The organism is Flexivirga sp., from assembly GCF_035551235.1.
Taxonomy (GTDB): domain Bacteria; phylum Actinomycetota; class Actinomycetes; order Actinomycetales; family Dermatophilaceae; genus Flexivirga.
The window spans coordinates 121304-147346 of record NZ_DASZNO010000030.1; the positions used below are offsets into that span (position 1 = coordinate 121304).

Consider the following 26043-nt stretch of genomic DNA (forward strand, 5'->3'; position numbering starts at 1 on the left):
GGTGGCCGCCACTGGCGACCACCCCGTCCTTCGGTGTTTCCCGGACCGTTACCGGCGCGGGCTGGGCTTGGGCACCACGTGGCCCGGCCGGACGGTGCGCGGCTGCGCCGGAGCGACGTGCCGGACCGCGGCCTTGGACTGCGAGCTCGCCGTCGTCGTCCCGTCGAACCCGATCGCGAAGACGTGCGCGTCACCACCACTGGCCAACGGCAGCGTGATGCTCGCGACCGTCTTGCCCGCGGTCAGCGGGGCCGAGACGCTGAAGACGAACGTCTTCACGTCGTCCTGGTTGTTGCCGCCGGCATTGCGGTATGCCGTGCTGATCGCCGTGACGTTGCCGGGCACCGGGGTGCCGCCCCCGCCACCCAGCGTCCAGTCGCTGAACATCGCGTCGAACGTCGACGTGCTGCCGTCGGTGTAGTGGACGACCACCGTGCCACCGGCTCCCGACGACCCGGCGTTGGTCGCCGAACCGAGCAGGCCGATGCGAGTCGCGCTGGAGGGCACCTGCAACGGGATCGTCTGGCCGGCCTCCTCGATGTTGTCGAGGGTCGCGACCGGGACGTTCGGCCAGGTGTAGTCGACGCCGTCGGCCGTCACGGTCGAGCCGGGAGTGACCCCGTCCGCAGCCAGCGCCTGGGCCGAATAGCTCCACCCGCCACCGTCATACGTCGCGGCATTGGTGTTGCTGTCATCCGTGATGCCGGCGTTCGTGTAGAACGGCCACACCTCACCGGGTTTCGCGACCGCGACATCGATCGAGGACGACGGTAGTGCGCCGCCACCCGAGAGTGCGAAGTCGAGGCCGACGGAGTAGTGACCCTCGGCGCTCGCCGAGGCGGTGATCTTCACCGGAGCCGTCGCCGTGGCGCCGGCCTTGACCTTGACCGAACCCTGGGCCGGACTCACGGTGAGGCCGTTCATCGGGTGGGCGGACCAGTCGATCGTCTGTGTCGAGCCGCTGACGTTGGTCACCGTGACGTTCGCGGTGGTCGAATTCCCAGGCTGCACAATGGCGCTCGCCGGTGTGACCGACGCGAAGACCGGTGTCTGGCCGGTCCCGTCGGACGGGGGAGCGCTCTTCGCGGCCGCACCCCACGACTTGTCGGGCGTCGTGCCGAGGTCGAACGCGAGCGTCGTACCCTGCCCGAAGGTGCTGTATGTCGTCCACGGCTTGTCCCATGTGCCGCCGTTCAGCTTCAGGCCCTGAACGTATGGCGCGTCCGACGCGGCATTGGGTGCCGTGATCGTCGTGGTCCTGCCGTTCGCCAGGTGCACCACCGTGATCGGGAAGACCGGGCTGCCCAGGGCCAGCGTGTCGGTCCCCGGGGTCTCCGGGTACATGCCGAGGTTCGACCAGACGTACCAGGAGCTCATCGCACCCAGGTCGTCATTGCCGAACTGGCCGACGGGAGCGTTGAAGTACAGCTTCTGCTGTGCCTCCCTCACGACCTGCTGGGTCTTCCACGGCTGGCCGATGTAGTCGTACTCCCACGGGATCTCGATGCTCGGCTCGTTCGACAGGTCGGCGTTGGTGCCGCTCGGATGGTCGATCGAGGTGAACAGGCTGTCGAGGTACTTCCCGTATGCCGCGTTGCCGCCCTTCGCCGTCGCCAGCGTCTTGATGTTGAACGGCACCATCGGGGTGTACTGCGCGGACGTGCCCTCGACCATGCCGGTGCCGGTGGCGGGGGTGAAGCCGGGCACCCACTGGCCGTTGGCGAGCTTGGCCTGGACGTAGCCGGTGCCCGAGTTGAACGTGTTCTGCCAGTCCTGCGCTCGGGTCGCGAATTTCGTGTAAACACTGCTGTTTCCGAGCGAACGGGCGAACGACGCGATCGCGTAGTCGGCCGAGTCGTACTCCAGCTGCGTCGACACCGGACCGTAGAAGTTGCAGCACGCGTAGCTGGCGTCATACGGCAGGTAGCCGTAGACGTCACGGGTGTGCTGACCGGGTCGGGTGTTGTTCGGCTGGGTGGCCTCGTCGACCATGGCGTTCAGCGCGTGCTGGACGTCGAAGTCACGCGCGCCGAACGCGTAGGCGTCGGCGATGATCGGGTCGGCGGGATCGCCCACCATCACATAGCTTTCGCCGTTGTTGAGCGCCCATTTCGGCATCATCCCGGTCTGGTCGTAGTCGTTCAGCATCGAGGTGATCGAGTCGCTCGTCTCATGCGGCGCGACCATCGCGGCGAGCTGCACCTGGCTGCGGTAGATGTCCCAGCCCGAGTAGTTCGCGTACTGCTCGTGGCCGGCCGCGGCCTGGTGGACCTTGTCGTCATACCCCATGTACTGGCCGTTGTCGTCGCTGAAGACGTTCGGGTGCAACAGCGAGTGGTAGAGCGCGGTGTAGAACTGCGTCTGCTGGGTGTGGGTGCCGCCGCCGATCTCGATCTTGCCGAGCAGCTTGTTCCACGCGGCGCTCGCGCTGCTGCGGACACCGTCGAAGTCCCACTTCGGGATCTCGGCGGTCAGGTTGCCCGCCGCGTTCGCGGCGTTCGTGTAGGAGATGCCCACCTTGGCGAGCACCGGTGCACCGGCCGTCGTGTCGAAGGTGAGGACCTCGCCCGCGGGTCCGCCGCCGCCCGCGGTGCCGTAGCTCTTGGCGGTGAACGGCTGGTTGAATTTCAGGTCGAAGTGCAGTGTGTAGTCGTGCTCCAGGCTGCTGCTCTGACCGCAGAAGTGTCCGGAGGTGACCGACCCGGTGAGTTCGTCGTTGCCGACCACGGTGGCACTGGTGCCGTCGACCTGGCTGGCGCCGCCGTTCAGCTTGACGACGAGGTTGGCCGCCGTCGACTTCGGGAAGGTGAACTTCCCGATCGCGGCGCGCTGGGTCGACGTGAGTGCCGTTGTGACAGAGTCGGATCCGCTGCCACTGGTGACCTGGTAGAAGCCGGCCGTCGCCTGCTCTCCGTCGTGTGTGTATGGCGTGGTGGCGCCGCCCGGGTCGGCGCCGACGTCGCCGACGATCGGCAGGATCGGGACGTCGCCGCTCGCGCCGCAGCCGGGGCCCGAGATGTGGGTCAGGCTGAAGCCGCGCAGCTTGGTGTCGTTGTATTCGTAGCCGCCGCCCGCGGGGCGGTCGGGTGAGGTGTCCGGGCTCCACTGCGTCATACCGAACGGCACGGCGGGGCCGGGGAAGGTGTCGACGGCACCCGAGGTGCCGACGATGGTGTTGACCAGGGACGCCGGATCGCTCACCAGGGTGGGCGCGGCGTCGGCGGTCGGCACGATGATCAGAGCGGCGGCCGAGGCGAGTGCCGCCGACCCGATCGCGGCGCCGGCGCTGCGCGCCAGGCGTCGGGACCGTAACGAGGGAATCTTCACGCTGTGCTCCTTGACTCCGTGGACGTCGTCTGCGTTAGACAACGTTGTCAAGCTAGTCCCGGGAAGGAGGGCGTGGTGTTTAACGAGTCGGTGAAATTTTCCTGCGCAGCCGGGCGTCGTGTATACAGTCCTGGGCGAGGAAGGGGCGACAACGTTGCCAGCAGATGCTGCACTGGAGGGTCGGCGGCCGACGATGCGGGACGTCGCGTCCCGGGCCGGCGTCAGCCTGAAGACCGTGTCGAGGGTACTGAACGGCGAGTCGGGCGTGCACGTCGAGACTGCGGAGCGGGTCCGCGTCGCAGCCCGTGAACTGCGCTTCGTGCGCAACGAGTCCGCCGCGACCCTGAAGCGCTCGGGACAGCGGTCCCGCAGCATCGGCCTGGTCCTGGAGAACGTCGCGAACCCCTATTGGTCCGCGCTCGCCAAGGCGGTCGAGGATGTCGCCCGTGAACGCGGATACCTTTTGACCACAGGCAGTTCCGGCGACGACCCGGCCGTCGAGCGCGAGCTCCTCGACGAGCTGTGCAACCGGCGCGTGGGAGGTCTGTTGATCGTCCCGAGCGGTGCCGAGCTGGGCTATCTCGCCGACGAGATCGACCACGGCACCGTGGTCGTGAGTATGGATCGACCCGCGGCCGGCGTGCAGGTCGACACCGTGTTGCTCGCCAACGCCGCCGGCGTCCGCGACGGCATCGCCCACCTCGTCGGTGCCGGGCACCGCAGGATCGCATTCGTGGGGGACACCGTGCGCTACACCGGGTCGCAGCGCCTCGCCGGCTATCGCGAGGCACTCGGTGCGGCGGGTCTGCCGCTCGACCGCAAACTCGTGCGACGCGCCCACGACGCGGAGCATGCACGGGAGGCGGCACGCGAGTTGCTGGCGCTGGACGAGCCCCCGACGGCGATCTTCGCCGGCAACAACCTGCTGACCCGCGGCGTCCTCGAGGCGCTCGGTCGTCGCCGGCACGAGATCGCGGTCGTGGGGTTCGACGACTTCGCCTTCGCCGAGCTGATGGATCCGCCGGTCACGGTGGTCGGCCAGGACGCCGCCGAGCTCGGCCGCAGCGGGGCACGGCAGTTGTTCCGCCGGCTCGACGGTGAGTCCGGTCCGGTCCAGGAGATCGTGCTCGCCACCACGCTCGTCGCGCGCGGCTCCGGGGAGATCAGTCCGTGCGCCGCCGGGCGCCCATTGACGTCTTAAGCGGCCGCTGACGGCCGAAACAGCCATTGACGCAGCAGCAGGAGCGTCAATCGCTGTTTCGAGCGTCACTCGTGGGGCTCGTGGGTGTGGCAAAAGTGCCAGACTTTGCCGCATGACGACCATTGCATCTCGCGACCTTCGCAACCACACAGCTGCCGTATTGCGTCAGGTGGCGGACGGCGTGGACGTCACCGTCACGGTCCACGGCGAGCCAGTTGCGCTCATCACGCAGCCGCGACACCGGAGGCGGGCCGGAATACCCAAGGCCGAACTCTTGGCACTGCTGGACCGCCAGCAGCCGGAAGACACTCTCGCCGACGACAACGCCTGGATCTCCGATGGCTCGACGGAAGACCTGGGACCGCTTCGGTGACCGAAGGCCCGGCGGCCGCCAGCATCTGGATGTCCGCCCGCGCCATCAGACCACCGTGTTCAGCGGGGCACGGTGTCGCCCGGGAAACTGAGGCACGCGAAGACCTCGTAGGTCATCATGCCGGCCTGCACGCATGGGTCCTCGGCCATGATCTCCTCGGCCCGCTCGGTCTCCACCGTCATGACGGCGACGCCGGCGAGGGTCTCGGAAAGGACCGGGCACAGGATCGCGATCACGCCGTCCGCGCGAAGACCGACCATGCGTCGCTGGTGCTCGAGCTCGATCGCGTCCGCGCCGTCGCGATGACGGTCGGCGGTCCAGCGAAGCTGCACGAGGCTGAAGGGTTTGGCGGAGACCGCCACCTGCTGGATCTGCTCGTCGGTCACGTTCGCGTTCATGGTCGTCACATGCCGATCTGCTCGTGGTCGACCTCGATCAGGCCGACGACTCGTTCGACATCGCGACCATACGGACCGCCGGTGTATTTGGTGGCGATCGCGTCCACCTCCTGCCAGCCCCGCTCGCCGTCCAGCCACTGGACGACCCGACCGCGAATCGTCACCGGCGAGAAGGGGTCGTCCGGCGGGGTGAGCGAGATGGCGACCCTGGGGTCGCGGCGCAGGTTGCGTGCCTTGCGGGAGTCGGGACCGGTCATGATCGCGACGCGGTCGCCGATGGTGCCGATCCAGACGGGGACCGAGTGCGGTGCACCGTCGGGCAGCGTCGTCGCCAGGTGGGCGATCGGCGTGCCGTCGAGTATGGCGCGAAGGTCGTTCGTGAACATCGTTGCAATCCTTAGTGATCGACTCGGTAATGGAGGTGCGTGACACCGGCCCCGAGGACGGTGTCGATGAGCGTGAGCGGGATGTGGGTGGAGAGCTCGCGGAAGAACGGCCGGCCGCCGCCGAGCAGGACCGGCACCTGATGCAGGATCAGCTCGTCGACCAGCCCGGCCTCGATCGCCGCGGTGACGGTGACGCCGCCCTGCATGCCGACATCCTTGCCGTTGGCGAGCTCCTTGCCTCGTGCGATGGCTTCCTCGATCGAGCTCGCGAAGACCTGCCGCTGCGAATCGGCATACGCCGCAGGTTGTTTGCGGTGACTGAGGACGACCATCGGTGCCGTGGGGTGCGGGCTGCCGCCGTCGAAACCTTCGCAGTCGTCGTAGGTCGTGCGTCCCGTGACGACTGCACCCACGCGATCGACGAGTTGCTGGTAGGTGGCGGCGTTGCCGGGGTCGCCATACCAATCGAAAAGCACTCCGCCATCGCCGAGGCCGTGGCCCGGGCGCGGATTCCTGCCCGTGATGTAGCCGTCGGTCGAGACCGCCAGGGCGGCGAGGACCTTGCTCATGACGTTCCTTTCGAAGTTCCCTGAAGAGACTATTTGACCGTAGCGCATTTAGTTTCTTAAGGGAACCCTTGGTGCTAGATTGGCTTCATGCAGCGCACACAGTTCGGTGAGATGGCATGCTCGATCGCCCGCACGTGGGACGTGATCGGTGAGCCCTGGTCCGCCCTGATCGTGCGCGACGTGTGGGTCGGCATCCGCCGTTTCGATCAGTTGCAGGCGGACCTTGGCGTCTCCCGGAAGGTCCTCACCGAACGACTGAACCACCTCGTGGCCAGTGAGGTCCTCGAGCGACGCCCGTATGGCGGCGGGGCCCGCTTCGAGTACCACCTCAGCGAGAAGGGCACGGAGTTGCTCGACGTGCTCATGGCCATGGTGCGGTGGGGCGATCACTGGCTGGCCGGAGAGGCGGGGCCGCCGGTGCTCTACCGGCACCGCGTGTGCGGCCAGATCGCCGAGGTCGACCCCCGCTGCAGCAACTGCGGCGGGCCGATGCACGCGGACGACGTCGAGGTGCTGCCCGGTCCCGGAGCGGCGCGCTGACACGGGGCAACAGCTGCGTCAGCTGGTGATGACCCGGTCGTCGATCAGCCGCTCGTTGACCGCGCGGCCGTCGGGGTCGAAACGCCCGTGCTGGAAGTCCTTGGCGAATTCCAGGTCGAGCCGGTCGCGGCCGTGCCGGTTCTTCTCGAGCGTCACGACGCTCCACGCGTGGAACCGCTCGGCGTTGCCGAGGTCGTAGACGAGGTGCTCGCGCGAGACGATGTCGGCCTTGTCGCTGATGATCAGCACGACGTCCGCCTCATAGGCGAGCGACGACGAACCCCGCAGGTCGTGCGCGCGCATCCGCCGTCCGGCGCCCAGGCTCTCACCCTCGGCCGCGGCGATCGCGACGACCGGCGCGCCCAGGTCGAGAGCGGTGTCCTTGAGTCGCTCCGTCACGGCGGCGACGCGCTGCAGGTCGTCATACCCGGCGTTGAGGGGGACCTTCTGCAGGTAGTCCACCACGATCATCGGCGGCTGCCCCTGCAACTCCGCCAGCTCGTGGCTGATCCGCTGGATCTCCGCCAAAGTCGTTGTCGCGCCTGAGGATTCGTGGATCGACAGTCGATCGCCGTATGACGTCAGGGCGGCCAGCGCCTCGGGGCCGCCCGGCAGGCCGCTCAGCAACTCGGCGAGCGGCGCCCCGTCATACGCCGTCTCGAAGGCCCGCCGCACCGTGGTGACCGGCACTCCGTCGAGCGTGGCGGTGGCGGCTTCGAGGGAGATCAGGCGCTCGAGGAGGGTGTGGCCCTCGTGCTCGTAGGAGAACACGACGGCCGTCCCGCCGGAGGCGATCACGTTGCGCGCCAGCTGCATCGCGAGCGTCGTCTTGCCCTGGCCGTGCGGGCCGCCGATCAGCGCGAGCTCGCCCGAGCGGATGCCCCCGGTGAGGGCCTGGTCCAGCGCGCGAAATCCGGTCGGCCACACGCGGGCACCGGCCGGCACGCCACGACGCAGGGTTGCGTCGGTCTCGGCGATCAGCTCGCCCAGCGAGGTGAGCCGTTCGGCATCCCTCGGGCCGTAGTGCGACATCTCCGTAGTGCAGCACATCGCCCGGCCGGCCGCCCACTGATTGCAGATTGAACGGCCATCCGGAATCACGCCGCGTCGTGGAAGACCAGTGCGAGAGTATGCCGCTTCCCGGATCGTATGGCGGAGACGCCGTGCCGGACCGGAGCCGCGGACCAACCCCGGGCGGACCGCACCGGCCGGTCCCGGGTGGTGAAGACGTACACGTGTCCGTGCGGCAACAGCGTTGCGGTTCCACGTGATTGGGCCCGCGGCCGTTGCTCGACCAGCAGGAACTCCCCACCCGTGTGATCGACGCCGGGCGAGTTGAGGTTGATGACGACCTGCAGGGGGAAGACCAGGTCGCCATACAGGTCACGATGCAGGGCGTTCCAGTCACCGGCGGCATACCGCAGCAGGATCGCCGTCGACTTGGTCTGGCCGGCGTCGTGGCACAGCTGCAGCCACTCGTCGAGCGTGTCCGGCCACGGGGTCGGGCGGCCGAGCCGGGTCCACCAGTCCCGGGCGATCGGCAGTAGGCGCGGGTAGAGTGCGTGCTTCAGCTCTTCGATCGGCTCGGGGTATGGCGCTGCGAAATAACGATATTCGCCGGATCCGAAGCGGTGCCGCGCCATGTCGACCGTGGAGCGGAAGAGCTCGCCCGCGTCATACAGTTCACGGATCGCGGCCGTCTCGTCCGGCGTCAGCAGCTGGGGGAGCAGCGCTCCACCGAAGGCGTCCAGCTCGGCGCCGACCTGCGTCCAGTCCGCCTGCTCGACGCGGGCGCGCCACCGGTCGGCCATCAGAAGAGCCGGCCGGCGGTGCGGGCGTCGGCCTCGTCCAGTGCGAGCAGTGCGCGCTTGCGGCGCAGCCCACCGGCATACCCGGTCAGGGCGCCGTTCGCACCGACGACCCGGTGGCACGGGATGAGGATCGCGAGCGGGTTGGCGCCGACCGCCTGGCCGACCTGCCAGGCCAGCGACCGGTCGCCGAGCTCGGTGGCGATCGCGCCGTAGGTCGTGGTGCTGCCACGAGGGATCGCGGCCACGATCGACCACACCCGCTGCTGGAACTCGTCGCCGACCGGCGCCAGCGGCAGGTCGAATTCGACGCGTCGACCGGCCAGGTAGCCGGTCAGTTGGCCGGCCGCCTCGGTCAGCAACGGGTCCTCGGCGGCCGGTATCCGCGGGCCGAGCGCGGAGGTGTCGGGGCGGCGGACGTGGTGGCGGAAATACAGTCCGGTGATCGAGTCGTCGGTCGCGACCAGCGTGATCGGGTCCAGGTCGGTGTCCACCGTCGTATGGCGGGTGCGCATCGCAGTCTCCTTCGTCGTCTCACCGGGTAGACGCTGCGGAGCGGGCAAACGTGAGGTCGGCTTCGAGGGCTACAGCTCAGAAGCGTTGGACACTTCGCGCGGTGGAGCGCGCGAAGTGTCCAACGGAGATGTCAATCCCGGACGAAGGGTAAGCGTTCTGGTCGCTTGATTCAGCTGCCGGTCTGATTCTTGCGAGCCGCCTCTCGCTCGGCCATGAGCCGCTGGCGAGCCAGCTTCTCGTCGACCTCGTGAGCGCCACGCGACGCCCTGCGGGCCTCCCGCTCGGCCTTGGCTCGATCCCTGCCGGCGCGAGAGGCTTCGAGCTTGGCTCGGGACGCGGCCAGCTTGTCCGCGCCGCTGGGCTTGGCCGGCTCGACATAGCCGGGCATTCCTTTCCTCGGCTTGTACGGACCGCCGCCGCGTTTCAAGTTCTCCCCACAGCCTCGGCACTTGAGCCGCTTCGGGGCGGCAGCGGCAGCCAATGCACCGCCCACACCGAGCGTCAGCACACCGAGACCTGCGGCCCCCAACTTCGCCTTGCCGGTGCGCTTGTCGGAGAAATCAGCGCCCCCACAGACGGGGCAACGGACCCGTCCGTCCTGGTCAACCTGTGTCTCTTTCATGATGTCCCTCCCTCTCGTGCCCAGAGACTAGAACTGAACATCTGCGCACGAGAGGGAATTGCGAAAACGCTTTACGGCATCACCAATCAGGCCGTGCGAGCGTCTTTCACGCGCTGCGCCACACTCTCGGCCGACTCTCCGGACCGGAGCCGCCAGAGCGCGTCCCGGCCATCCGACGGGTACATCGGGTACATCAACTGACCGCAGCTTCTCCTGGATCGGCCGCCGTGGTCCGCCTCGCGGTGACGGTGACACCGTCGAACAGCGAACGGACGCTGCTCTGGTGGTCCGGCGGTGCGAGGACGGTGACCAGGTCGCCGGCTTCCAGGCGCACCGCACCGAGGCCGAGCAGCATCGTGTCGGCGCGCCGGACCGACACGACGATGACCCCCGGAGGCATGACCTGCTCGTCGAGGCGCCGGCCCACGAGTGGGGAGCGCGGCCCTACCCGCACGTCCTGGATGCCGGCACTGGACGCCACCCGCGACATCTTGCGGGCGTCCGAGCGGAGCGCTCGATGGTAGGCGCGGACGATATCGCTGAAGGCGACGATGCCGCGGACGTGGCGCTGGTCGTCGAGGACGGTGAGCCAGTGCACGGTCGCCGGCAATGCGTCGATCGCCTCGTCCAGGGTGGCCGACAGGTCCGCGGACGGTGCCGTGGCGTCGACCGTATTCCGCAGCGAGCCGCGCGGGTCCTTGCCGGCCGCCTCGCGCAGTTCGGGGAGGGTGACGGTGCCCAGGAAGCGCTGCTGGGCGTCGACGACGGGGGCACCCGGAATCCCTTCCGCGGCAAGCAGATCCGCTGCTTCGGACAGGCGGTCGTCCTCGTGCAGCACCAGCCGGGGAACGGCCAGCGCGTCCGCCACCGACACCCGACCGAGCAGCGGCAGCCCCTGCTTGAGCCGCGCCGCGACAGCCTCGTCGCGGTTGGCCAATTGCGACCGGTAGATCGTCTTGTCGAAGTGGCGCACGATCAGGTAGGCGAGCCCGACCGCGACCATCGCCGGCGCCAGGATGGTGAGGTTCCCGGTCATCTCCGCGACCATCAGCATGATCGCCAGCGGCGCGCGTGCGATGCTGCCGAAGCACGCCATCATGCCGACGATCACGAACGGCGCGGGACTGTGCGGCACGCCGGGTGCGAAGGTCTCCAGCACCCGCCATACGGCAGCACCGGTGAATGCGCCGATCACCATGCCGGGGCCGAAAATGCCTCCAGATCCTCCGGATCCGATGGACAGCGCCGTGGAGGCGATGCGCGCGAAGGGCAGCAGCAGGATGATCCACAGCGGTATGCCGAGCAGGCCGTCCCGGGTGAGGGATATCTGCACCCACCCGTAGCCGGTGCCCAGCACCTGCGGGATCGCCAGCGCGATCAGGCCGACCATCAGGCCACCGACGGCGGGCTTGACGATGGTGTTGCCGGGCAGTCGCTTCACCACCCCGGCGACGCCGTAAAACGTTGTGCTGTAAGCAAGTCCGACCAGGCCGGCCACGATCCCGATCACGGCGAACCAGGCCAGCTGGACGGGCTGGTCGAAGTGGTAACCGGACGCGGCATACCCGAACATCGGCGAGAAGCCCTCGGCGAACCCGAAGACGGTGTAGGCGACGATCGACGTGACCAGGCCGGGGACGAGTGCCTCGACCTCGAAGTCGTCCTTGTAGACGATGTCGGCCGCAAGGACCGCCCCACCCAGTGGTGCACCGAAGATGGCACCGATGCCCGACCCGATCCCGATCGAGACGGCGATCCGGCCGTCCTCGGCGGTCAGGTCCAGCGTGCGCGCGAGCAACGACCCGAAACCCGCCGAGATCTGCGCCGTCGGCCCTTCGCGACCGCCCGATCCACCGGCTCCGATGGTCAGCGCGGAGGTGACCAGTTTGACGACCACGGCACGGGCCCGGATCATCCGCGGGTTGCGGTGCACCGCATCGATCGCTGCGTCCGTGCCGTGCCCCTCGGCCTCGGGGGCGAGCTTGGTCACCAGCAGTCCGGACAGCAGGCCGCCGAGCGCCACCACCAGTGGGATGGCCCACCATCGGGTGAAGTGGCCCGACCCGTGCGCCCCGCCCTCGGCCGCCGGCGCGGGCACCACGTAACCGCCGATGCCCTCCAGCAGGAAGTGCCCGGCCGCCTGCAGGGCCAGGTAGAACACGATGGCGCCGAGACCCGCGATGACACCGATGACCGCGCCCAGCACCACCCACTTCTGCAGGTAGCTGGCGCGGCGCACCCAGCCCCCGGCGGTGGCGCCGACCGAACGCAGTTGAGTCTGAACGATCGTCATCGGGCGCGGCTCCCCGCCTCGGGCGTGGAGTGCAGCCGACGCGACGCGCGGGTGCGATCGCTGCTGTGCGCGGCCTGCACCAGAGCGCCGAGGGACGTCGCGAGCTCGGCCTGCTGCTGCGGGGAGATGCTCTTCAGCAGCCGATTGATCTCCCGCTTGCGCTGGCGCGTGCTCTGCGCGATCAACTGGCGTCCTTCCGGCCGCAGCGTCAACGTCATCTGGCGACGGTTCCCGGCATCGACCGTGCGGTCCACGAGTTCTTTGGTCACCAGGCGGTCGCACATCCGGGTCGCGGTCGAGGGCACCACACCCAATGCGTCGGCGAGCTGCGCAACAGTCATCGACCGATGTATGTCGATCAGCACCAACGCACGGAACTGCGGCAGTGTCACCTCCGGCTCGAGCCCTGCGAGCGCGCTCGCCGCGACCGCCACGAAAACCCGGTTCGCTGCCAGGACCGCGTCCACGACGTCGGCCTGCCCGGCGAGCATGCTGGCGGCATCGTCGTCCGCCAGCTCCGCATCGATCGACTCGGAGACGGTTGCTGGGTCATCGGTCATGGCGGACAGCATAGAGCAACTGTTGCAGGATGCATGAATCCAAGGAGTTCAGCAACGGCTCAGGCGCATGTGAGACCGTTGCTCAATGCATCGATTGCACACGGCATTCATTGTGGCAGTGGCCGTCCTGGGGCTGGCGGGATGTTCCTCCCAGTCCGGCGACGGCGCGCGCACACCGAGTGCATCCGCGGCATCGTCACTGAATCGCATTGGCACGCCGCTTGATTCGGCCATCCCACGGCACATCCGCAACCTGACCTTCACCGACAGCAATGGTCGAAAAGTGCGTCTCGACGACCTCGAGGGGCGCACCGTGGTGCTCTCGGACGTGATGACGTTGTGCCAGGAGACCTGCCCGATCGACACCGCCACCGTGGTCCAGACCGCCCGCGCCGAAGAACATCCCGCGCAGGGCAAGCCGCCGGTCTTCATCTCGCTGACCGTCGACCCGGCTCGCGACACCACGGCGCAGCTGACGGCATACCGCCGGCTCTTCACCGACCCACCCTCGAACTGGCAGGCGTGGACCGGTAGTTCGAAGAACGTCAACGCACTCTGGGACTACTTCGGTGTATGGCGCAAGCGGGTCGCCGACGACCCCGGCCCCGCACCGCACAACTGGCGCACCGGAAAGCCCCTGACCTACGACATCCAGCACTCCGACGAGGTCTTCTTCATCGACGCCACCGGGCACGAGCGGTTCGTGCTCGAGGGTGCGCCCTATGCACCCGGCGGGACCGTCCCCAAGGCGCTCCGAGCGTTCATGAACAAGGAAGGCCACAAGAACCTTGCGTCCCCGCCGGCCACCGCGTGGACGAAGGCCCAGGCCGAGACCGTGCTCCGGTCACTGCGGTCGTGACACCTACCGCGCGGGCCGACTGAGGCGCTCGATGAGGGTCTGCCAGCTGTCCTCCAGGGAGCCGACGCGCTTGGCGGTGGGCGGCGGCGGAGTGTAGGACGCCAACAGCAGGGGACCCTCCAGGGCCAGCGCCAGTTGTATGGCGAGGTTGTCGACGTCCGCGATCCCCAGGTCCGCCTGCACGAGCAGCATCCGGACATGCACCTGGGTGAATTCGACGCCGGGTGCGGCGATCCGACCGCCCGGCTCCACCGTGGCGCGCATGACCTCGAGGTGGTCCATCAGGAAGGTGCTGCGCGCGCGGCCGTACTCGATCAGCCGCTGCACGGGGTCCGCGCCGGGTCCCAGCGGTGGCTCGCCCCGGATGACGTCGGTCTGGAACGCGGTCTCGTCGGCTTCGAGGAGTGCGCGGAAGATCCCGGCTCTGGTGCCGAACGCCCGGAAGACCGTTCCCTTGCCCAGGCCGGCGCACTCGGCGAGGCCGTCCATCGTGATTCCGGCCGTGCCTCGTTCGGCGAGAACATCCCGGGCAACGGCGATCAGGTGCTCCCGGTTGCGTGCCGCGTCCGCGCGCCGGGGGCGCGGACGGCCGAGCGGTACGACGGGAAGGCTCACGCTCCAACGCTACGCGGAATACTAACCGGGGTATCCCCCGTTTAGGAGGGACAAGGATCAAACATCTCACGAAAGAGAGCACAGCTCATGGGCAGCATCACCATCATCGGAACCGGCAACATGGCTCGCGCGATCGGCACGCTGGCGGTCGCCGGCGGTGACACCGTCGAGGTCATGGGCCGCGACCAGTCCAAGGCCGAAGCCCTGGCCACGGCGCTCGGTGGCAACACCACGGCGGGCAAGTGGGGCGCCGTCCCGACCGGCGACATCGTCGTCACGGCGCTGTTGTATGCCGGTGTCGTCCCGGTCGTCGCGGAGTATGGCGACGCCCTCGCGGGCAAGGTCATCGTCGACATCAGCAACCCCTTCAACGACACGTTGGACGGGCTCGCCCTCGGTGAGGACACCTCGGTCGCGCAGGAGGCCGCCAAGGTCGCACCGGCCGACGCCGGCGTCGTGAAGGCGTTCAACACCGTCTTCCGCAACGTGCTGGAGACCGGCCATCCGACCATCTTCCTCGCCGGCGACAGCGTCGAGGCGAAGGCGGGTGTGGCGGCCTTCATCCAGCGAATCGGGTTGCGCCCGTTGGATATCGGTAATCTGAAGATGGCGCATTGGCTCGAGGGAATGGGCCTGGTCACCGTGGCGCTCGCGGGCAACGGGGTGGGTCACTGGGACTTCGCCCTCGGCGTCGACGAGTTCACCGGCTGAACTCGTGCTGGCTGGCGCCGGTCAGCGCCGGTCGGCGCCCACGCCGGGCTCGAAAACAGCCAGCGAGAAGCGCACCGTGCCCCGGCCGACATTGGCGTAGCTGTGCTCGGTGTCCCCGCGGAAGGTGATGCCGTCGCCCGCCTTCAGGGCGACCCGCTGATCGCCGACCCCGATCTCCAGCGTGCCCTTGATGACCTGGGCGAGCTCCCGGGTGCCGTCGGCGTGGGGCTCGCTGACGTAGCGGTCACCTGCCGGCAGCGTCCAGTCCCACAGCTCGACCACGTCGGGTGGTTCGGTGCCGGCGACCAGCACCCCACGCCCGCCGGCCGGGCTGCTCCACAGCACGGGACCGTCGCCGGCGCGCACCACGCGCAGCGCGCTGGTGAGCTGCGGCGGCTCGACGAGCGCGGGCAATCCCACACCGAGCGCATCGGACAGTCGCAGCAGCGTCCCGACGCTGGCATTCACCGCACCCTGCTCGATGTTGACGAGCATCCGCCTGCTGACCGACGCGGCGGAGGCAAGCTGATCGAGAGTCCAGCGACGCTCCTGGCGTTCGTGCTTCACTCGCGCGCCGATGGCCGCAGCGAGTGCCGCAGATGCTTGATCCATGGGTGCATGATAATGCACTATTGAGGCAATCAGGATACGCTCTGGTCACGACATCGGGATCGCGATGTCCGCGCCACCCAGTGCTCCGACGACGGGAACCACCAAATGATGTGCTGCCAGTTCATCTTCAAGCCTGGCACCTACGACGACGACTTCCACCGCCTCGACGGGCAGATCGCGGACTACGCCCGCGCGCTGCCCGGGTTCGTGAAGACCGAGACGTGGACCGCACCGGAGGCCGGCCTGGTCAACGCCATCTACTACTTCCAGGACAAGGAGTCCGTCGCCGAGCTGGCTCGCTTTCCCCGACATCGGGAGGCCAAGGGCCAGGTCGAGCGCTGGTATGACGGCTACCGCATCGTCATCAGCGAAGTCACGGCCGGCTACGGCGACGACCGCCTGCCCGGCAATCCCCTCGAGACACATCGGACGACACCATGAACCAACCCGGCACCTGGCAGCGACCCGACAAACACGACCCGGGCACGCTGGACGACGCGACCTGGTTCGTCCACGGCGGCAATCGTGCCGACGACACGACCGGCGCGATCCGCACGCCCATCGTGATGGCGAACAGTTATCTGCTGCCGGAGGATCCGACCACCATCGACGACCCGGCATACAGCGGCCTGGTCTACACGCGCGAGCACGGCGCCAACCAGCTCGGCCTGGAACGCAAGCTCGCCGCCCTCGACCACGGGCAGGCGGCGGCCGTCTTCGGCACCGGTATGGCGGCGCTGCACGGCGCGTTCTTCACCCTGCTCGGCCCCGGCGACCACGCCATCGTCTCGAATGTCGTCTACATGCGCACCCAGGGCCTCTTCGAGGACCTGCTGCCGGCCAAGCTCGGCATCGACGTCGACTTCGTCGACATCACCGACCTGGACGCCGTGGTCACGGCGATGCGACCCAACACCCGGCTCGTCCACACCGAGGTCATCGCCAACCCCGACCTGCGGGTCGCCGACGTCGCCGCCCTGGCCGGCATCGCCCACGCCTCGGGTGCACAGCTCACGGTCGATTCGACCTTCACCCCGCCACCGCTGCTGCGACCGCTCGACCTCGGCGCGGACCTGGTCATCCACTCCCTCACGAAGTACTTCAACGGGCACGGTGATGCCATGGGCGGCGCAGTCATCGGCGGCACCGAGCTCATCGAGCAGATCCGCACCGGAACGTTGCACCACGTCGGCGGCGCCATCTCACCGTTCAACGCCTGGCTGATCATGCGCGGCAGCATCACGCTGCCGCTGCGCGTCCAGCGCCAATGCGACAACGCCCAGCAGCTCGCCCGATTCCTGCACGACGATCCCCGCGTCGCGTATGTCGCCTACCCGGGACTGGCCGACAGCCCGCACCACGCGATCGCGCAGCAGCAACTCCGTGGCGGGTATGGCGGGGTCGTCTCGTTCGCTCTTGCCGGCACCCACCAGGGCCGGGTCCGCTTCGTCAACGACCTACGCGTCATCACCTCCGCGGTGTCACTCGGTCACGACGAGACGCTCGTCGCCTACGAGCACTACCCGCCGGAGGTGGCCGCTGCTCTCGATCCGCACTTCCGCGAGCACGGACTGGTCCGGCTCGCCGTCGGCATCGAGTCGCCCGAGGACCTCATCCACGACTTGGACGCGGCACTGACCACGGCCTACGGGACCGCACGCTGACGGCATACCAGGGCGCTCGCCTTCGGCGCGGTCACTTGCCGCTGTAGACCGGGAACGCGCTGGAGTCGCCGTAGTCCTGGGCGCGCCCGCGCAGCGTGTCCATGTCGGCGTCGGAGATGTCGAAGTCGACCTCCGCGTTGGAGCGCAGGTGGTCTGTTTCGAGGAAAGCAGGCGCCTACCGTGGTGCAGGTGGACGACAACCGTGAACAGAGCCGGGTTTCCTGGTCACCCGCCGCGCCAAGCTGAGCCCGGCGCATGTCGGCCTGCCGAGCACCGGCCGTCGCCGGGTGCCGGGCCTACGGCGCGAGGAGGTCGCCGTACTCGCCGGCGTCAGCCCCGAGTGGTACACCCGGCTGGAGAAGGGCCACATCGACATCGTGGCGAGCAACGCCCTCGGTGCGGCGTTGTACTCCCCGGTGCTGGACAACCCGGCCAATCGTCGCAACATCGCGCGCTTCGACTTCCTCGATGCCCGGGCCGCCGACTACTACCCCGATCACGACGGAGCATTGTCGGTCGCCGTCGCGCTGCTGCGCACCGAAGCAGGCCGCAACGCGCGAGATCCGGCACTCACCGAACTCGTCGGGGAGCTCGCCACCCAGAGCGAGGCGTTCCGCACCCGGTGGGCTGCACACGACGTCCGAGCACACAAGGGCGGCGTGAAGACGTTCAACCATCCGCAGGTCGGGTACCTCGAATTGGCTTACGACTCCATGGAATTGGTGGCGGCGCCGGGCCTGGTGCTCACCGCCTACACCGCCGAGCCGGGCACCCGGTCGGCGGACAGCCTGAATCTTCTGGCCAGCCTGGCCGCGACCGAAACCGCTGACCCAGCAGGCCGGCGCATCCCGTCTTCCGAAGGAGACAACTGCTGGAACTGACCGAACTGAGCAAGACAGCCAAGAGCCCGGACACGCTCTTCACCGGCGACGTCTACATCAACCCGGTCAAGGCGAAGTCCGAGCCGTCCCGCTTGATCGCGAGCATCGTCCGGTTCACCCCGGGCGCACGCACCAACTGGCACTCGCACGCCCTCGGGCAGACCCTGCACTGCACCGACGGTGTGGGGGGCCTGGTGGTCTCGCGCGACGGCACCGTCATACGGCTGACACCCGGGGACACCGTGTGGACGCCACCGGGCGAGGAACACTGGCACGGCGCGGGGGTCGACTGCATGATGAGCCACCTGGCCATGCTGGAAGGTGTCGAGGACGGCGACGGCACGACGTGGCTCGAGCCCGTCACCGACGAGCAGTATGCCGCCGCGCAACCCGACTGACGCCGAAGCCAGACCGGCACGCGGCGGCGCCCGCTGCCTGCTCAGCCGGACAGCATCCCGCTCACCAGCGCCTGCCAGGTGACCGGACCGCACACCCCGTCGACAACGACCGACGGCACCTCGAGATGCACGGCCTGCTGGAAGGCGCGGACCGCGGCCTTCGTCTTGGGGCCGTATTGCCCGTCGACCGCCAGATAGGTTGCGGGGTTGCCGGACAGGTTGCGGAAGTTGATCTCGACCTGCACGCCCTTGACGGCCTCACCGTGGCTGCCCTGACTGACGGTGCGGATCACGTGCGACCAGGTGGCCGGCCCGACGATGCCGTCGACCGTGAGCCCGGCACTCTGCTGGAACTTCCGCACCGCGGCATCGGTCTTCGGGCCGAAGTCACCGTCCGCGGTGAGCGACGCCCCGCGACCGTTGAGCAGGTGTTGCAACGTCGGCACCGGGTGACCGTTCGCGCCCTTGCGCAGCACCGGCCACGGCAGCAGGTTGCTCGGTATGACGGTTGTCGGCTGGCGCACCCACGCCTCGGCGGTGATGTTGACCATCGACGGCTGGTCGATGATCCCGATCGAGTTCCAGGTGAACAACGCATAGCCGGGAGCTCCCGCATTGACTCCGCTGGGCACGCTCACGTGGAGTTGCCCGGCCAGCCAGCCGATGGTGCCGTAGCCGCTCAGCGAGACGCAGTGATCCTCGTTCGGGTCGGCGTGGAAGCCGGTGGCGAACCATCCGTTCGCACCACCAGTGCTGAGCCAGGCGTCGTCCAGCTGGTCCGCTGCGACCCCCAGCTTCACCGGGCCCTGTGCGATCGCGGCGTGCAGTGCGGACGGGTTGGTCCAGTCGACGGTGGCGTGCGTCCCGTCGTCATACACCTGGCCGCCCTGGCGGAAGCCGTCGTGCTGCATCCAGGTGAGGACGTCGGGCAGGTACGCGCCCTCCAGGACGTCGTGCCCGGTCGCCCAGCTGATCACCTCGGTGTCGGTGATGAAGATCTCCGGGTTGTGGCATGCCTTGGCGAACGCCTCCTCCGCGGTGACGCAGTCACCGTGAACATCGTTGCCCCACATGGAGATTCGGCTCGGGACTGTCAGGAACTGCATCGGCGCTGCGACCGGTGGTGCGAATGCGCGTGCCGCAGCGAGCACGTGGCGCGGGGTCGGTATGGCGCCGCGCATCCGCGCGGGTGTGGTGGTCTGATCGGACATCGGTGGGCTCCCGTTCGGTATGGCGCGCGAATGGCCCGTCCCGGTCCTGTCGGCGGGGGCGCGCGTTGCGTCATACGACGCACACCCGGGAGGAGTCGCCCGGGGCCGCGGTTGATACAGCCGAACCGCCACCGCCGTGACCAGATGACAGGTCGGCACGCGGTGGCGGTTCAGGAGCGGCCCGGTCAGAAGCCGTTCGTCGACCACTCGCTCGCTGCGAGGGCGGCCTGCCCGGCCGTGCTGGGGTGGAAGTAGTCGTCGGTGGACACGTCGCCGGTGGTGAAGGTGACGTTGAAGTTGGCGCCGCCGTCATACCGGCAGTTGGTGTACTGCGCGCAGACCTGGCCCAGCACTGTGTTGTAGTCGATCTCGCGCTGCCGGAACGCCGCTCGACGGTCCACGTCGGCCTGCGCGGTGGAGGTCGGGTTGAGCAGCAGCGCGTTGCACTCGTTGTAGGTCTGCCAGGCGTTCACGGCAGCGGGATCGTTGTGGAACAGGGTCCACAGTTGGTAGGCGTCCGGCAGCGAGGCGACCCGGACCTGGGTGTTCGGCGCCTGCGTGGCGAGTGTGTTCAGCGCCGCGGTGAACTGCGACTTGAAGTCGGACACGCTGGTCATCGCGCCGCTGGCGCCCCCACAGGCATCGTTGTTGCCCATCAGGATGGTGACCAGGCCGGCGTTGCGCAGCACGGCCGAGGAAGCCTGCCGCTGGAGATCGAACATCTTGTCGCCGCTGATCGCGTCGTTGAAGTTGTTCCCGTCGATGGCGGGGTTCAGGGAGCGCAGCCTGAGGTAGTAGCTGTTCACCGCGCTGTTGGTGCCGGTGGACCACGAGTTGGCCGGGCAGTCGGTCCAGGCGGACGGGCAGTCGGTGTTGAAGGCGCGGGTCATCGAGTCCCCGAGCGCATCCATCGAGTTCGGGTAGGACGTCGTCGTCATGGGCTTGGCCCTGCTGGTTGCCATGGCGCCGGTGGCGGCGGTGGCGGCGGTGGCCGAGGGCACAGCCGTGGCGGTGGTGCCGAGCGCGAGGAACGAGCCGGCGAGGGCCAGGCCGATGGACTTGAGGCGACTGGAACGCATGAAGTTCTCCTGGTGTGTGTCGGGCGCTCCTCGATGCTGGGGCATGATCACCCGCTTCCGACCTGGGAACCTCGCCCAGACATCGGACGATCCCGCTGTGACGGATCACAACGCGCGCAGCGAATCCTCGGTCCGGGCGATCCGGATCGCGGCGTCAGAGTGGCTGACGGCCCGGGAGGCGACCCGGAGGTGGGCGGCGTGGCGAAGGCGGTCGGTGGCGACTCGGGCCTCGCCGGGCGCGGTCAGCTCCGCCGCCTCGCGCGCGAAACGTTCCGGGTCCTGCGCCGCGAGCACGATCGCCTCGTCGACGTAGGCGAGGTGGTCGATATCGCGCGGCCGCGGTCTCGCGACCCGGGTCGGTCCGGCTCTCGGGCACAGCGCCTCCTGCCCGTACGCGCGTCCGGTCGTTCGTGTCCGGGTTCACCCGACACATGCCCCGGTCGGGACCGGCGTCGTGGAGTGGGCCGCGTCCTCGACGACCGGACGACTCTCGGCGAGGGTCAGTGCGTATCCGGTGGGTGCGCCGCGGGCGGACCTCGCGAAGACGGTGCCCACGACCCGTCCCGTCGACGACAGCAACGGCCCGCCGGAGTTGCCCGGTTCCACGCGCCCGGTGATCGCATACACCTCTCGCGCCGCGGCTGGTTGGCCGTAGATGTTCGTGCCCAGAGCGAGCAGGCGCGCGTTGATCCTGGCGCCGTCGAGCCGGTAGGGGCCGTTCTCGGGAAAGCCGGCGACCACCGCGGCGTCGCCGCGGGAGAGTTCGGCGCCCGTGGGGAGTGGCCGGGCGACCAGGCCCGGCACCGCCAGCACCGCGATGTCCCGATCCTGCGAGAATGCCACCGGGGTCGCCGGATAGCTGCGTCCGGTGCCACCCACCTGCACCACAGGGTGGTCGACGCCCGCGACGACGTGGGCGTTGGTGACCACGCGGTGCGGCGCGACCACCCAGCCGGTGCCCTCCTGTTCGCGTCCGCAGCCGTCCGCATCGCCAGTGACCTTCACGATCGAACCGGCGGCGCCGGCGACGCCGCGTGCATGCAGCACCCCGGGCTCCGGCGGTCCCACCGGCGCGATCGGCCCGGCATACAGGTCCGGCATGCCCCGGTCGTCGACCATCTGTCGCACGCCGGCGAAGAACCGGTCGGCCTGCGACGGCATGATCCGATCGACACCGCGCAGGACGCGAGAGTGCGCGATCGCCTCCGAGGCGCTCGTCGGCAACGTTCCCTGGACGGCGCCGGCGACGAACCACGCCAGCGTCGCAGCGACCAACACACCCGCTACCGCGCCGAGCACCGAGTCCGCCGTGCGCGCGGGCTGGAAGCGCAGGCGGGATCGCAACCGGCCACCAGCATGCGCACCGGCGACCTGCCCGACCGTCGCCAGCGTCAGCACTCCCATGACCAGCAGGAGTCCTTGCCCCAGGGCGCTGTCGGCCGTCGCCGACCAGCGGTTCAAGAGGCCCGGCAGCAGCCACAGTCCGAGGAAACCGCCGGCGAGGAACCCGGCCAGCGACAGCACGCTCGCGACGAACCCGGCGCGGTAGTGTCCGATGGCGTAGCCGATCAGCACCAGCACCAGCACGAGGTCAAGGGCCGCCGCGCCACTGATCATCGTCGGGACCTCATCTCAGCCTCCTCGGTTCGGGTGGGTCCAGTTCACCATCCGAACCCGGGAGTACGGCGAGGGCGATCCCGATCCGCGCCCCGCCCGGCGCTCTGCTGACCGGCGGGGCGCGCGATTGGTCAGAGCACGAGCACCCGGCCCGCAACAACCAGGTGCACCTCATCGCACGCTGCGGCGAGTCGCTGGTTGACCACGCCGAGCAGGTCGCGGAAGACGCGCCCGGAGCGATGCGCGGGCACCACGCCCAGGCCGACCTCATTCGTGACGAGGACGACCTGAGTGCGGCTCCGCAGCAGGTCGGCGGCGTCCGAGACCAGGCGGTGGACGGTGTCGGCGGCGGCGTCGCCCAGGCGGTCCCAGAGCGCGTGTTCGTCCAGGACCGCGGTCAGCCAGGTGCCCAGGCAATCCACGATCACCGGGCCGTCGATCCGTAACGCTGCGGTCAGATCGCGGGTCTCGAGCGTGCTCCAGTGCGCGGGTCGCCGCTGCCGGTGTGCTGCGATGCGGGCGGCCCAGTCGGGGTCGGGATCCTCCGTCGTGGTGGGGCCGGGTGCGACATACGTGACCGACGGCAAGCCCGCCACGAGCGACTCGGCGTGCCGCGACTTGCCGGAGCGGACCCCGCCGGTGACCAGTGTCCTCACGTCGATCCCTTCATCGGTCGCGCTGCAGCCGAAACGTGTGCAGCAGACGGCAGTCGTCGTTCGCCCACCATTGCAGGTCGATGCGGTCGACCGACACCGTGGCGGGCAGCAGGTGCGCAACCCGGGCGTGGACGGCCTCCGGGGTGACCGTCGCCGAGCGCCGGTCCAGCGTCAGGTGCGGCACCACGTCGGTGAAGGTTCCGCCATACGGCGGATGGGCCGGGAACCTCGCTGCGAGTCGTGTGGTCAGCCGACGCAACTCGTCGTCCGGCTCCGGTCGCAGGTGCAGCAGGCCGTCGGGGAACTCGTCCAGTTGTGCCAGCTTTACGTCGAAATACGTTGTGGTCGAGGTGATTTCGGCAACGGCAGCCAGGTCGTCGACCGTCGGCTGCGCCACCCACGGTCCGAGGACGGTGATGTGCGCGTGCGCGAACCCGGCATCCGCGGAGACGAAGGACCGGTCGTAGAACGCGGTGCGCTCCCGCACCGTGGTTTCGAAGGCCGGCACGGGTATGGCGAGCACGGTGTGGCCCATCAGGCGGTTCTCCACGAGTCACGCTGCATGTGCCTACCGTAGGAAGGCCGCAGTGACGCGCCGCGACCCGTGCGCGGCCGCCGGCCCGGCCCGCCGTTGTCCACTCGGCGAACGAGCCATTTCGGGAACCCCTGCGGTGCGTAGATTGAGACGCATCGTCCATGATTCGGAAAGGAACCGCGTGTCAGCCACTGCACACCGTGAACCCGAGGCGCCCCAGCAGCCTGGTGGGGCCGGTGTCGTGGCGCGGGCCGCGACCGCCATCGAGGGCTTCGCGGTGCAGACGCCGCTGCACCCCAATGCCCGGCTCAGCGAACTCGTCGGCGCCCGGGTGCTATTGAAGCGCGAGGACCTGCAGCCGGTGCGGTCCTACAAGATCCGCGGGGCGGTCAATCTGATCCGCGGGCTCAGCGAGCAGGAACGCGCGCAGGGAGTCGTCTGTGCGAGTGCCGGAAATCACGCACAGGGCGTCGCGCTCGCTTGTGCAGAGCTGGGCGTCAAAGCGCGAATCTACTTGCCTCGCAACACTCCTCGGCAGAAGCGGGACCGGGTCGCGGCGCTCGGCGGAGAGTATGTCCGGCTGATCCTGCACGGCGACACCTACGACGACGCGTCGAAGGCGGCCGTCCTGGATGCCTCGCGGACCGGCGCGACGCTGGCGCCGGCATTCGACGACCCGCGGGTCATCGCCGGGCAGGGCACCGTCACCCGCGAGATCCTGCAGGAGCTGGGTCACGCTCCCGACATACTCCTGGTGCCCGTGGGTGGCGGCGGCCTGCTGGCCGGGGCGCTGCTCGCGCTCGCAGAGGCGCCCGCCGAGTTCGGGGCCGACAAATGCCGGGTGATCGCTGTGGAGCCGGTCGGCGCGGCCAGCCTGCAGGGAGCGCTGGATGCGGGTGGCCCGCTGGATCTGGGTGAGATCGACACGTTCGCGGACGGCACAGCGGTCCGCAAGGTCGGCGACCATCCCTTCGAGATCATCCGGGACGCCGGTGTCGAGGTCGCGACCGTAGAAACCGGCGCGATCTGCCAGGAGATGCTGCGGCTCTACCAGGTCGACGGCATCATCGCCGAGCCATCCGGTGCGATGGCGATGGCCGATCTGGACCGGCGGGGCATCGAACCCGACGCGACCGTGGTCGCCATGCTGTCCGGCGGCAACAACGACGTCAGCCGGTATGCCGAAGTGATCGAGCGGGCACTCGTGCACGAGGGACGCAAGCACTACTTCCTCGTCGACTTCCCGCAGGAGCCGGGTGCGCTGCGGCGCTTCCTGCAGGACATCCTCGGCCCGGACGACGACATCACCTTCTTCGAATACGTCAAGCGCAACAACCGCGAGTTCGGGCCCGCGCTGGTCGGCGTGGAGCTCGGCGATCCTGCGTCATACGACGCGCTGCTCGGGCGCGCCGAGGAGTCGCCGCTCGTCGTCGAGCCGCTCCCGCCGGACAGCCCGATGCTGCGTTACCTGGTCTGAGTCATCCGCCCTTGCCGCCGCTGTCCCACGTGGGCGACAGCGGCGGCGCGCGAGCGTCATCCCTCGCATTGCGCGGTCAGCTGCGAGCCGCGTTTTTCCTACTCACGAGTGTCTTGACCGCAAATCACGCATCATGCATGATCCATGAAGTGAGGTGCGACACATCGCACGCCGGCCCGCGGGCCGGGTTCCATGGACACGAGGAGACGCTGTGAAAGCTCGCTACCTGGCCGCGCCGATTGGGGCCGCTCTCGCCTTGGCATTGTCCGGTTGCTCCGATCCGAGCAGCGGTGGCGGCACCTCGGCCGGCGGCAGCACACCGAGTGCGGCCGCCGTGTCGGCGGGCGCGAAGACGCCGGCCGTCACCGTGGACAAGAAGGCCAGGGCCGCGCTGCCGGCGTCCATCCGGGACAAGGGTGAGCTGGTCGCGGTGATGAGTGAGAGCTCGGCGCCGCTGCACTATGTCGACACGAAGACCAACAAGATCAGCGGCCTGGACGCCGATCTGGCGCGTGCGCTCGGACAGGCCCTCGGCCTCAAGGTCCGCGTCGTCGGCACCAGCTTCGACGCGATCATCCCCGGCTTGCAGGCCTCCAAGTACGACATCGCGGTGTCCCAGATGAGTCCCTCGAAGGACCGGCTCAAGGTGCTCGACTTCGTCGACTACTTCAAGTCCGGCAGCGGCATCGGGGTGGCGGGCGGGAATCCGAAGAAGGTGACCAAGGACCTCTGCGGCTTCAAGGTCGGCGACCTGAAGGGGTCGTTCCAGAACACCACCCACGTGCCGGAGATGAACAAGAAGTGCGCGGCGGCCGGCAAGCCGAAGATCCAGGAGAAGACCTACCCGGACATGCAGACACCGCTGCTCTCGCTCGCGGCGGGACGCATCGACGCCGTGTATGTCGACGGCGGTGTTCTCGGCTACGCGATCAAGCAGGGTGCCAAGGTTCAGGCGCTCGGCTACACCGATGTCTCACCGGTCAGCATCGGGTTCAAGAAGGGCGCGAAACTGCAGACCGCGATCAAGGGCGCCCTCCAATCGCTGACCGACCAAGGTGTCTACCGGTCGACGCTCTCGAAGTGGGGACAGGCTGACGGCGCGATCACCGACTTCGCCTTCGACAAGGCGCAGTGA

At 68.8% G+C, this 26043-nt stretch carries 29 protein-coding genes; 11 read left to right on the forward strand and 18 right to left on the reverse strand.

The window, feature by feature from the left end; all coding sequences use genetic code 11:
- Positions 1 to 48: 48 nt before the first annotated feature.
- The gene (locus VG502_RS10730; RefSeq protein ID WP_325550038.1) at positions 49 to 3327 is read right to left on the reverse strand and encodes a GH92 family glycosyl hydrolase; all 3279 of its coding nucleotides are present in this window, start codon (positions 3325 to 3327) and stop codon (positions 49 to 51) included.
- Between the two features lie 193 nt (positions 3328 to 3520).
- On the opposite strand from VG502_RS10730, the gene VG502_RS10735 reads away from it, so the two are divergent.
- Both VG502_RS10735 and VG502_RS10740 read left to right on the forward strand, forming a co-directional pair.
- Positions 3521 to 4528: a LacI family DNA-binding transcriptional regulator gene (locus VG502_RS10735; RefSeq protein WP_414655735.1), complete on the forward strand. Its 1008-nt coding sequence runs from the start codon at positions 3521 to 3523 to the stop codon at positions 4526 to 4528.
- A 112-nt stretch (positions 4529 to 4640) separates the two neighbouring features.
- Positions 4641 to 4901 carry a type II toxin-antitoxin system Phd/YefM family antitoxin gene (locus VG502_RS10740; RefSeq protein WP_325550040.1) on the forward strand — a complete coding sequence of 87 codons (261 nt, stop codon included), beginning with the start codon at positions 4641 to 4643 and terminating at the stop codon, positions 4899 to 4901.
- A 59-nt stretch (positions 4902 to 4960) separates the two neighbouring features.
- Here the strand turns inward: VG502_RS10740 and VG502_RS10745 are convergent, their stop codons facing one another.
- The 3 genes from VG502_RS10745 to VG502_RS10755 are packed head-to-tail and all read right to left on the reverse strand — an operon-like array spanning position 4961 to position 6254.
- Positions 4961 to 5299, reverse strand: coding sequence for a YciI family protein (locus VG502_RS10745; protein WP_325550132.1), 339 nt, complete (start codon positions 5297 to 5299; stop codon positions 4961 to 4963).
- Positions 5300 to 5304: 5 nt separating this feature from the next.
- A complete protein-coding gene (locus tag VG502_RS10750) occupies positions 5305 to 5685 on the reverse strand; it encodes a PPOX class F420-dependent oxidoreductase (protein ID WP_325550041.1) in 381 nt (126 codons plus the stop codon).
- Between the two features lie 11 nt (positions 5686 to 5696).
- Positions 5697 to 6254 carry a dihydrofolate reductase family protein gene (locus tag VG502_RS10755; protein ID WP_325550042.1) on the reverse strand — a complete coding sequence of 186 codons (558 nt, stop codon included), beginning with the start codon at positions 6252 to 6254 and terminating at the stop codon, positions 5697 to 5699.
- 87 nt (positions 6255 to 6341) lie between these two features.
- Here VG502_RS10755 and VG502_RS10760 point away from each other — a divergent pair, with 87 nt between their 5' ends.
- Positions 6342 to 6794 (forward strand): winged helix-turn-helix transcriptional regulator, encoded by a 453-nt coding sequence (locus tag VG502_RS10760; protein WP_325550043.1) that lies wholly within the window; start codon positions 6342 to 6344, stop codon positions 6792 to 6794.
- A gap of 18 nt (positions 6795 to 6812) precedes the next feature.
- Here VG502_RS10760 and VG502_RS10765 read toward each other — a convergent pair whose 3' ends face one another.
- From VG502_RS10765 to VG502_RS10790, 6 genes are all read right to left on the reverse strand, one after another.
- Complete coding sequence (locus tag VG502_RS10765; RefSeq protein WP_325550044.1) at positions 6813 to 7826, reverse strand: DnaB-like helicase C-terminal domain-containing protein; 1014 nt, start codon at positions 7824 to 7826, stop codon at positions 6813 to 6815.
- A gap of 65 nt (positions 7827 to 7891) precedes the next feature.
- A complete protein-coding gene (locus tag VG502_RS10770; protein WP_325550045.1) occupies positions 7892 to 8605 on the reverse strand; it encodes a 2OG-Fe(II) oxygenase in 714 nt (237 codons plus the stop codon).
- On the reverse strand, positions 8605 to 9117 hold the full coding sequence (locus tag VG502_RS10775; RefSeq protein WP_325550046.1) for a methylated-DNA--[protein]-cysteine S-methyltransferase: 513 nt from the start codon (positions 9115 to 9117) through the stop codon (positions 8605 to 8607). Before VG502_RS10775 ends, VG502_RS10770 begins: the two co-directional genes overlap by 1 nt.
- Positions 9118 to 9287: 170 nt before the next feature.
- Positions 9288 to 9740 carry a hypothetical protein gene (locus tag VG502_RS10780; RefSeq protein ID WP_325550047.1) on the reverse strand — a complete coding sequence of 151 codons (453 nt, stop codon included), beginning with the start codon at positions 9738 to 9740 and terminating at the stop codon, positions 9288 to 9290.
- Positions 9741 to 9933: 193 nt separating this feature from the next.
- Positions 9934 to 12033: a chloride channel protein gene (locus VG502_RS10785; protein WP_325550048.1), complete on the reverse strand. Its 2100-nt coding sequence runs from the start codon at positions 12031 to 12033 to the stop codon at positions 9934 to 9936.
- Entirely contained in the window at positions 12030 to 12593 is a 564-nt protein-coding gene (locus VG502_RS10790; RefSeq protein ID WP_325550049.1) for a MarR family transcriptional regulator, read from the reverse strand. Before VG502_RS10790 ends, VG502_RS10785 begins: the two co-directional genes overlap by 4 nt.
- An 85-nt stretch (positions 12594 to 12678) precedes the next feature.
- On the opposite strand from VG502_RS10790, the gene VG502_RS10795 reads away from it, so the two are divergent.
- Positions 12679 to 13452 (forward strand): SCO family protein, encoded by a 774-nt coding sequence (locus tag VG502_RS10795; RefSeq protein ID WP_325550050.1) that lies wholly within the window; start codon positions 12679 to 12681, stop codon positions 13450 to 13452.
- A gap of 3 nt (positions 13453 to 13455) precedes the next feature.
- Here VG502_RS10795 and VG502_RS10800 read toward each other — a convergent pair whose 3' ends face one another.
- A complete protein-coding gene (locus VG502_RS10800; RefSeq protein WP_325550051.1) occupies positions 13456 to 14067 on the reverse strand; it encodes a TetR/AcrR family transcriptional regulator in 612 nt (203 codons plus the stop codon).
- 87 nt (positions 14068 to 14154) lie between these two features.
- Between VG502_RS10800 and VG502_RS10805 the strand changes: the two genes are divergently transcribed.
- The gene (locus VG502_RS10805) at positions 14155 to 14778 is read left to right on the forward strand and encodes an NADPH-dependent F420 reductase (RefSeq protein WP_325550052.1); all 624 of its coding nucleotides are present in this window, start codon (positions 14155 to 14157) and stop codon (positions 14776 to 14778) included.
- Positions 14779 to 14799: 21 nt separating this feature from the next.
- Here the strand turns inward: VG502_RS10805 and VG502_RS10810 are convergent, their stop codons facing one another.
- Positions 14800 to 15390 carry a helix-turn-helix domain-containing protein gene (locus VG502_RS10810; RefSeq protein WP_325550053.1) on the reverse strand — a complete coding sequence of 197 codons (591 nt, stop codon included), beginning with the start codon at positions 15388 to 15390 and terminating at the stop codon, positions 14800 to 14802.
- A 105-nt stretch (positions 15391 to 15495) separates the two neighbouring features.
- Between VG502_RS10810 and VG502_RS10815 the strand changes: the two genes are divergently transcribed.
- From VG502_RS10815 to VG502_RS10830, 4 genes are all read left to right on the forward strand, one after another.
- Positions 15496 to 15831, forward strand: a complete 336-nt coding sequence (locus VG502_RS10815) for an antibiotic biosynthesis monooxygenase family protein (protein WP_325550054.1) — start codon at positions 15496 to 15498, stop codon at positions 15829 to 15831.
- Positions 15828 to 17054, forward strand: coding sequence for a trans-sulfuration enzyme family protein (locus VG502_RS10820; RefSeq protein WP_325550055.1), 1227 nt, complete (start codon positions 15828 to 15830; stop codon positions 17052 to 17054). The genes VG502_RS10815 and VG502_RS10820 overlap by 4 nt, the downstream gene beginning before the upstream one ends.
- 287 nt (positions 17055 to 17341) lie before the next feature.
- Complete coding sequence (locus VG502_RS10825; RefSeq protein ID WP_325550056.1) at positions 17342 to 17935, forward strand: MmyB family transcriptional regulator; 594 nt, start codon at positions 17342 to 17344, stop codon at positions 17933 to 17935.
- 5 nt (positions 17936 to 17940) lie between these two features.
- Positions 17941 to 18333, forward strand: a complete 393-nt coding sequence (locus VG502_RS10830) for a (R)-mandelonitrile lyase (protein ID WP_473964767.1) — start codon at positions 17941 to 17943, stop codon at positions 18331 to 18333.
- A 41-nt stretch (positions 18334 to 18374) separates the two neighbouring features.
- Here VG502_RS10830 and VG502_RS10835 read toward each other — a convergent pair whose 3' ends face one another.
- The 6 genes from VG502_RS10835 to VG502_RS10860 all read right to left on the reverse strand — a co-directional run bounded on the left by VG502_RS10835 (position 18375) and on the right by VG502_RS10860 (position 23446).
- Positions 18375 to 19544 carry a peptidoglycan-binding domain-containing protein gene (locus tag VG502_RS10835; protein WP_325550058.1) on the reverse strand — a complete coding sequence of 390 codons (1170 nt, stop codon included), beginning with the start codon at positions 19542 to 19544 and terminating at the stop codon, positions 18375 to 18377.
- Between the two features lie 185 nt (positions 19545 to 19729).
- The gene (locus VG502_RS10840; RefSeq protein ID WP_325550059.1) at positions 19730 to 20623 is read right to left on the reverse strand and encodes an SGNH/GDSL hydrolase family protein; all 894 of its coding nucleotides are present in this window, start codon (positions 20621 to 20623) and stop codon (positions 19730 to 19732) included.
- A gap of 105 nt (positions 20624 to 20728) precedes the next feature.
- Complete coding sequence (locus VG502_RS10845; RefSeq protein WP_325550060.1) at positions 20729 to 20917, reverse strand: hypothetical protein; 189 nt, start codon at positions 20915 to 20917, stop codon at positions 20729 to 20731.
- 126 nt (positions 20918 to 21043) lie between these two features.
- On the reverse strand, positions 21044 to 22240 hold the full coding sequence (locus VG502_RS10850; RefSeq protein WP_325550061.1) for a MarP family serine protease: 1197 nt from the start codon (positions 22238 to 22240) through the stop codon (positions 21044 to 21046).
- A 131-nt stretch (positions 22241 to 22371) separates the two neighbouring features.
- Positions 22372 to 22896, reverse strand: a complete 525-nt coding sequence (locus VG502_RS10855; RefSeq protein WP_325550062.1) for a bifunctional adenosylcobinamide kinase/adenosylcobinamide-phosphate guanylyltransferase — start codon at positions 22894 to 22896, stop codon at positions 22372 to 22374.
- Positions 22897 to 22906: 10 nt separating this feature from the next.
- A complete protein-coding gene (locus tag VG502_RS10860) occupies positions 22907 to 23446 on the reverse strand; it encodes a 2'-5' RNA ligase family protein (protein ID WP_325550063.1) in 540 nt (179 codons plus the stop codon).
- Positions 23447 to 23612: 166 nt separating this feature from the next.
- Here VG502_RS10860 and ilvA point away from each other — a divergent pair, with 166 nt between their 5' ends.
- Together ilvA and VG502_RS10870 are read left to right on the forward strand one after the other, a co-directional pair.
- Complete coding sequence (gene ilvA, locus VG502_RS10865) at positions 23613 to 24908, forward strand: threonine ammonia-lyase IlvA (RefSeq protein WP_325550064.1); 1296 nt, start codon at positions 23613 to 23615, stop codon at positions 24906 to 24908.
- Between the two features lie 211 nt (positions 24909 to 25119).
- On the forward strand, positions 25120 to 26043 hold the full coding sequence (locus VG502_RS10870; protein ID WP_325550065.1) for an ABC transporter substrate-binding protein: 924 nt from the start codon (positions 25120 to 25122) through the stop codon (positions 26041 to 26043).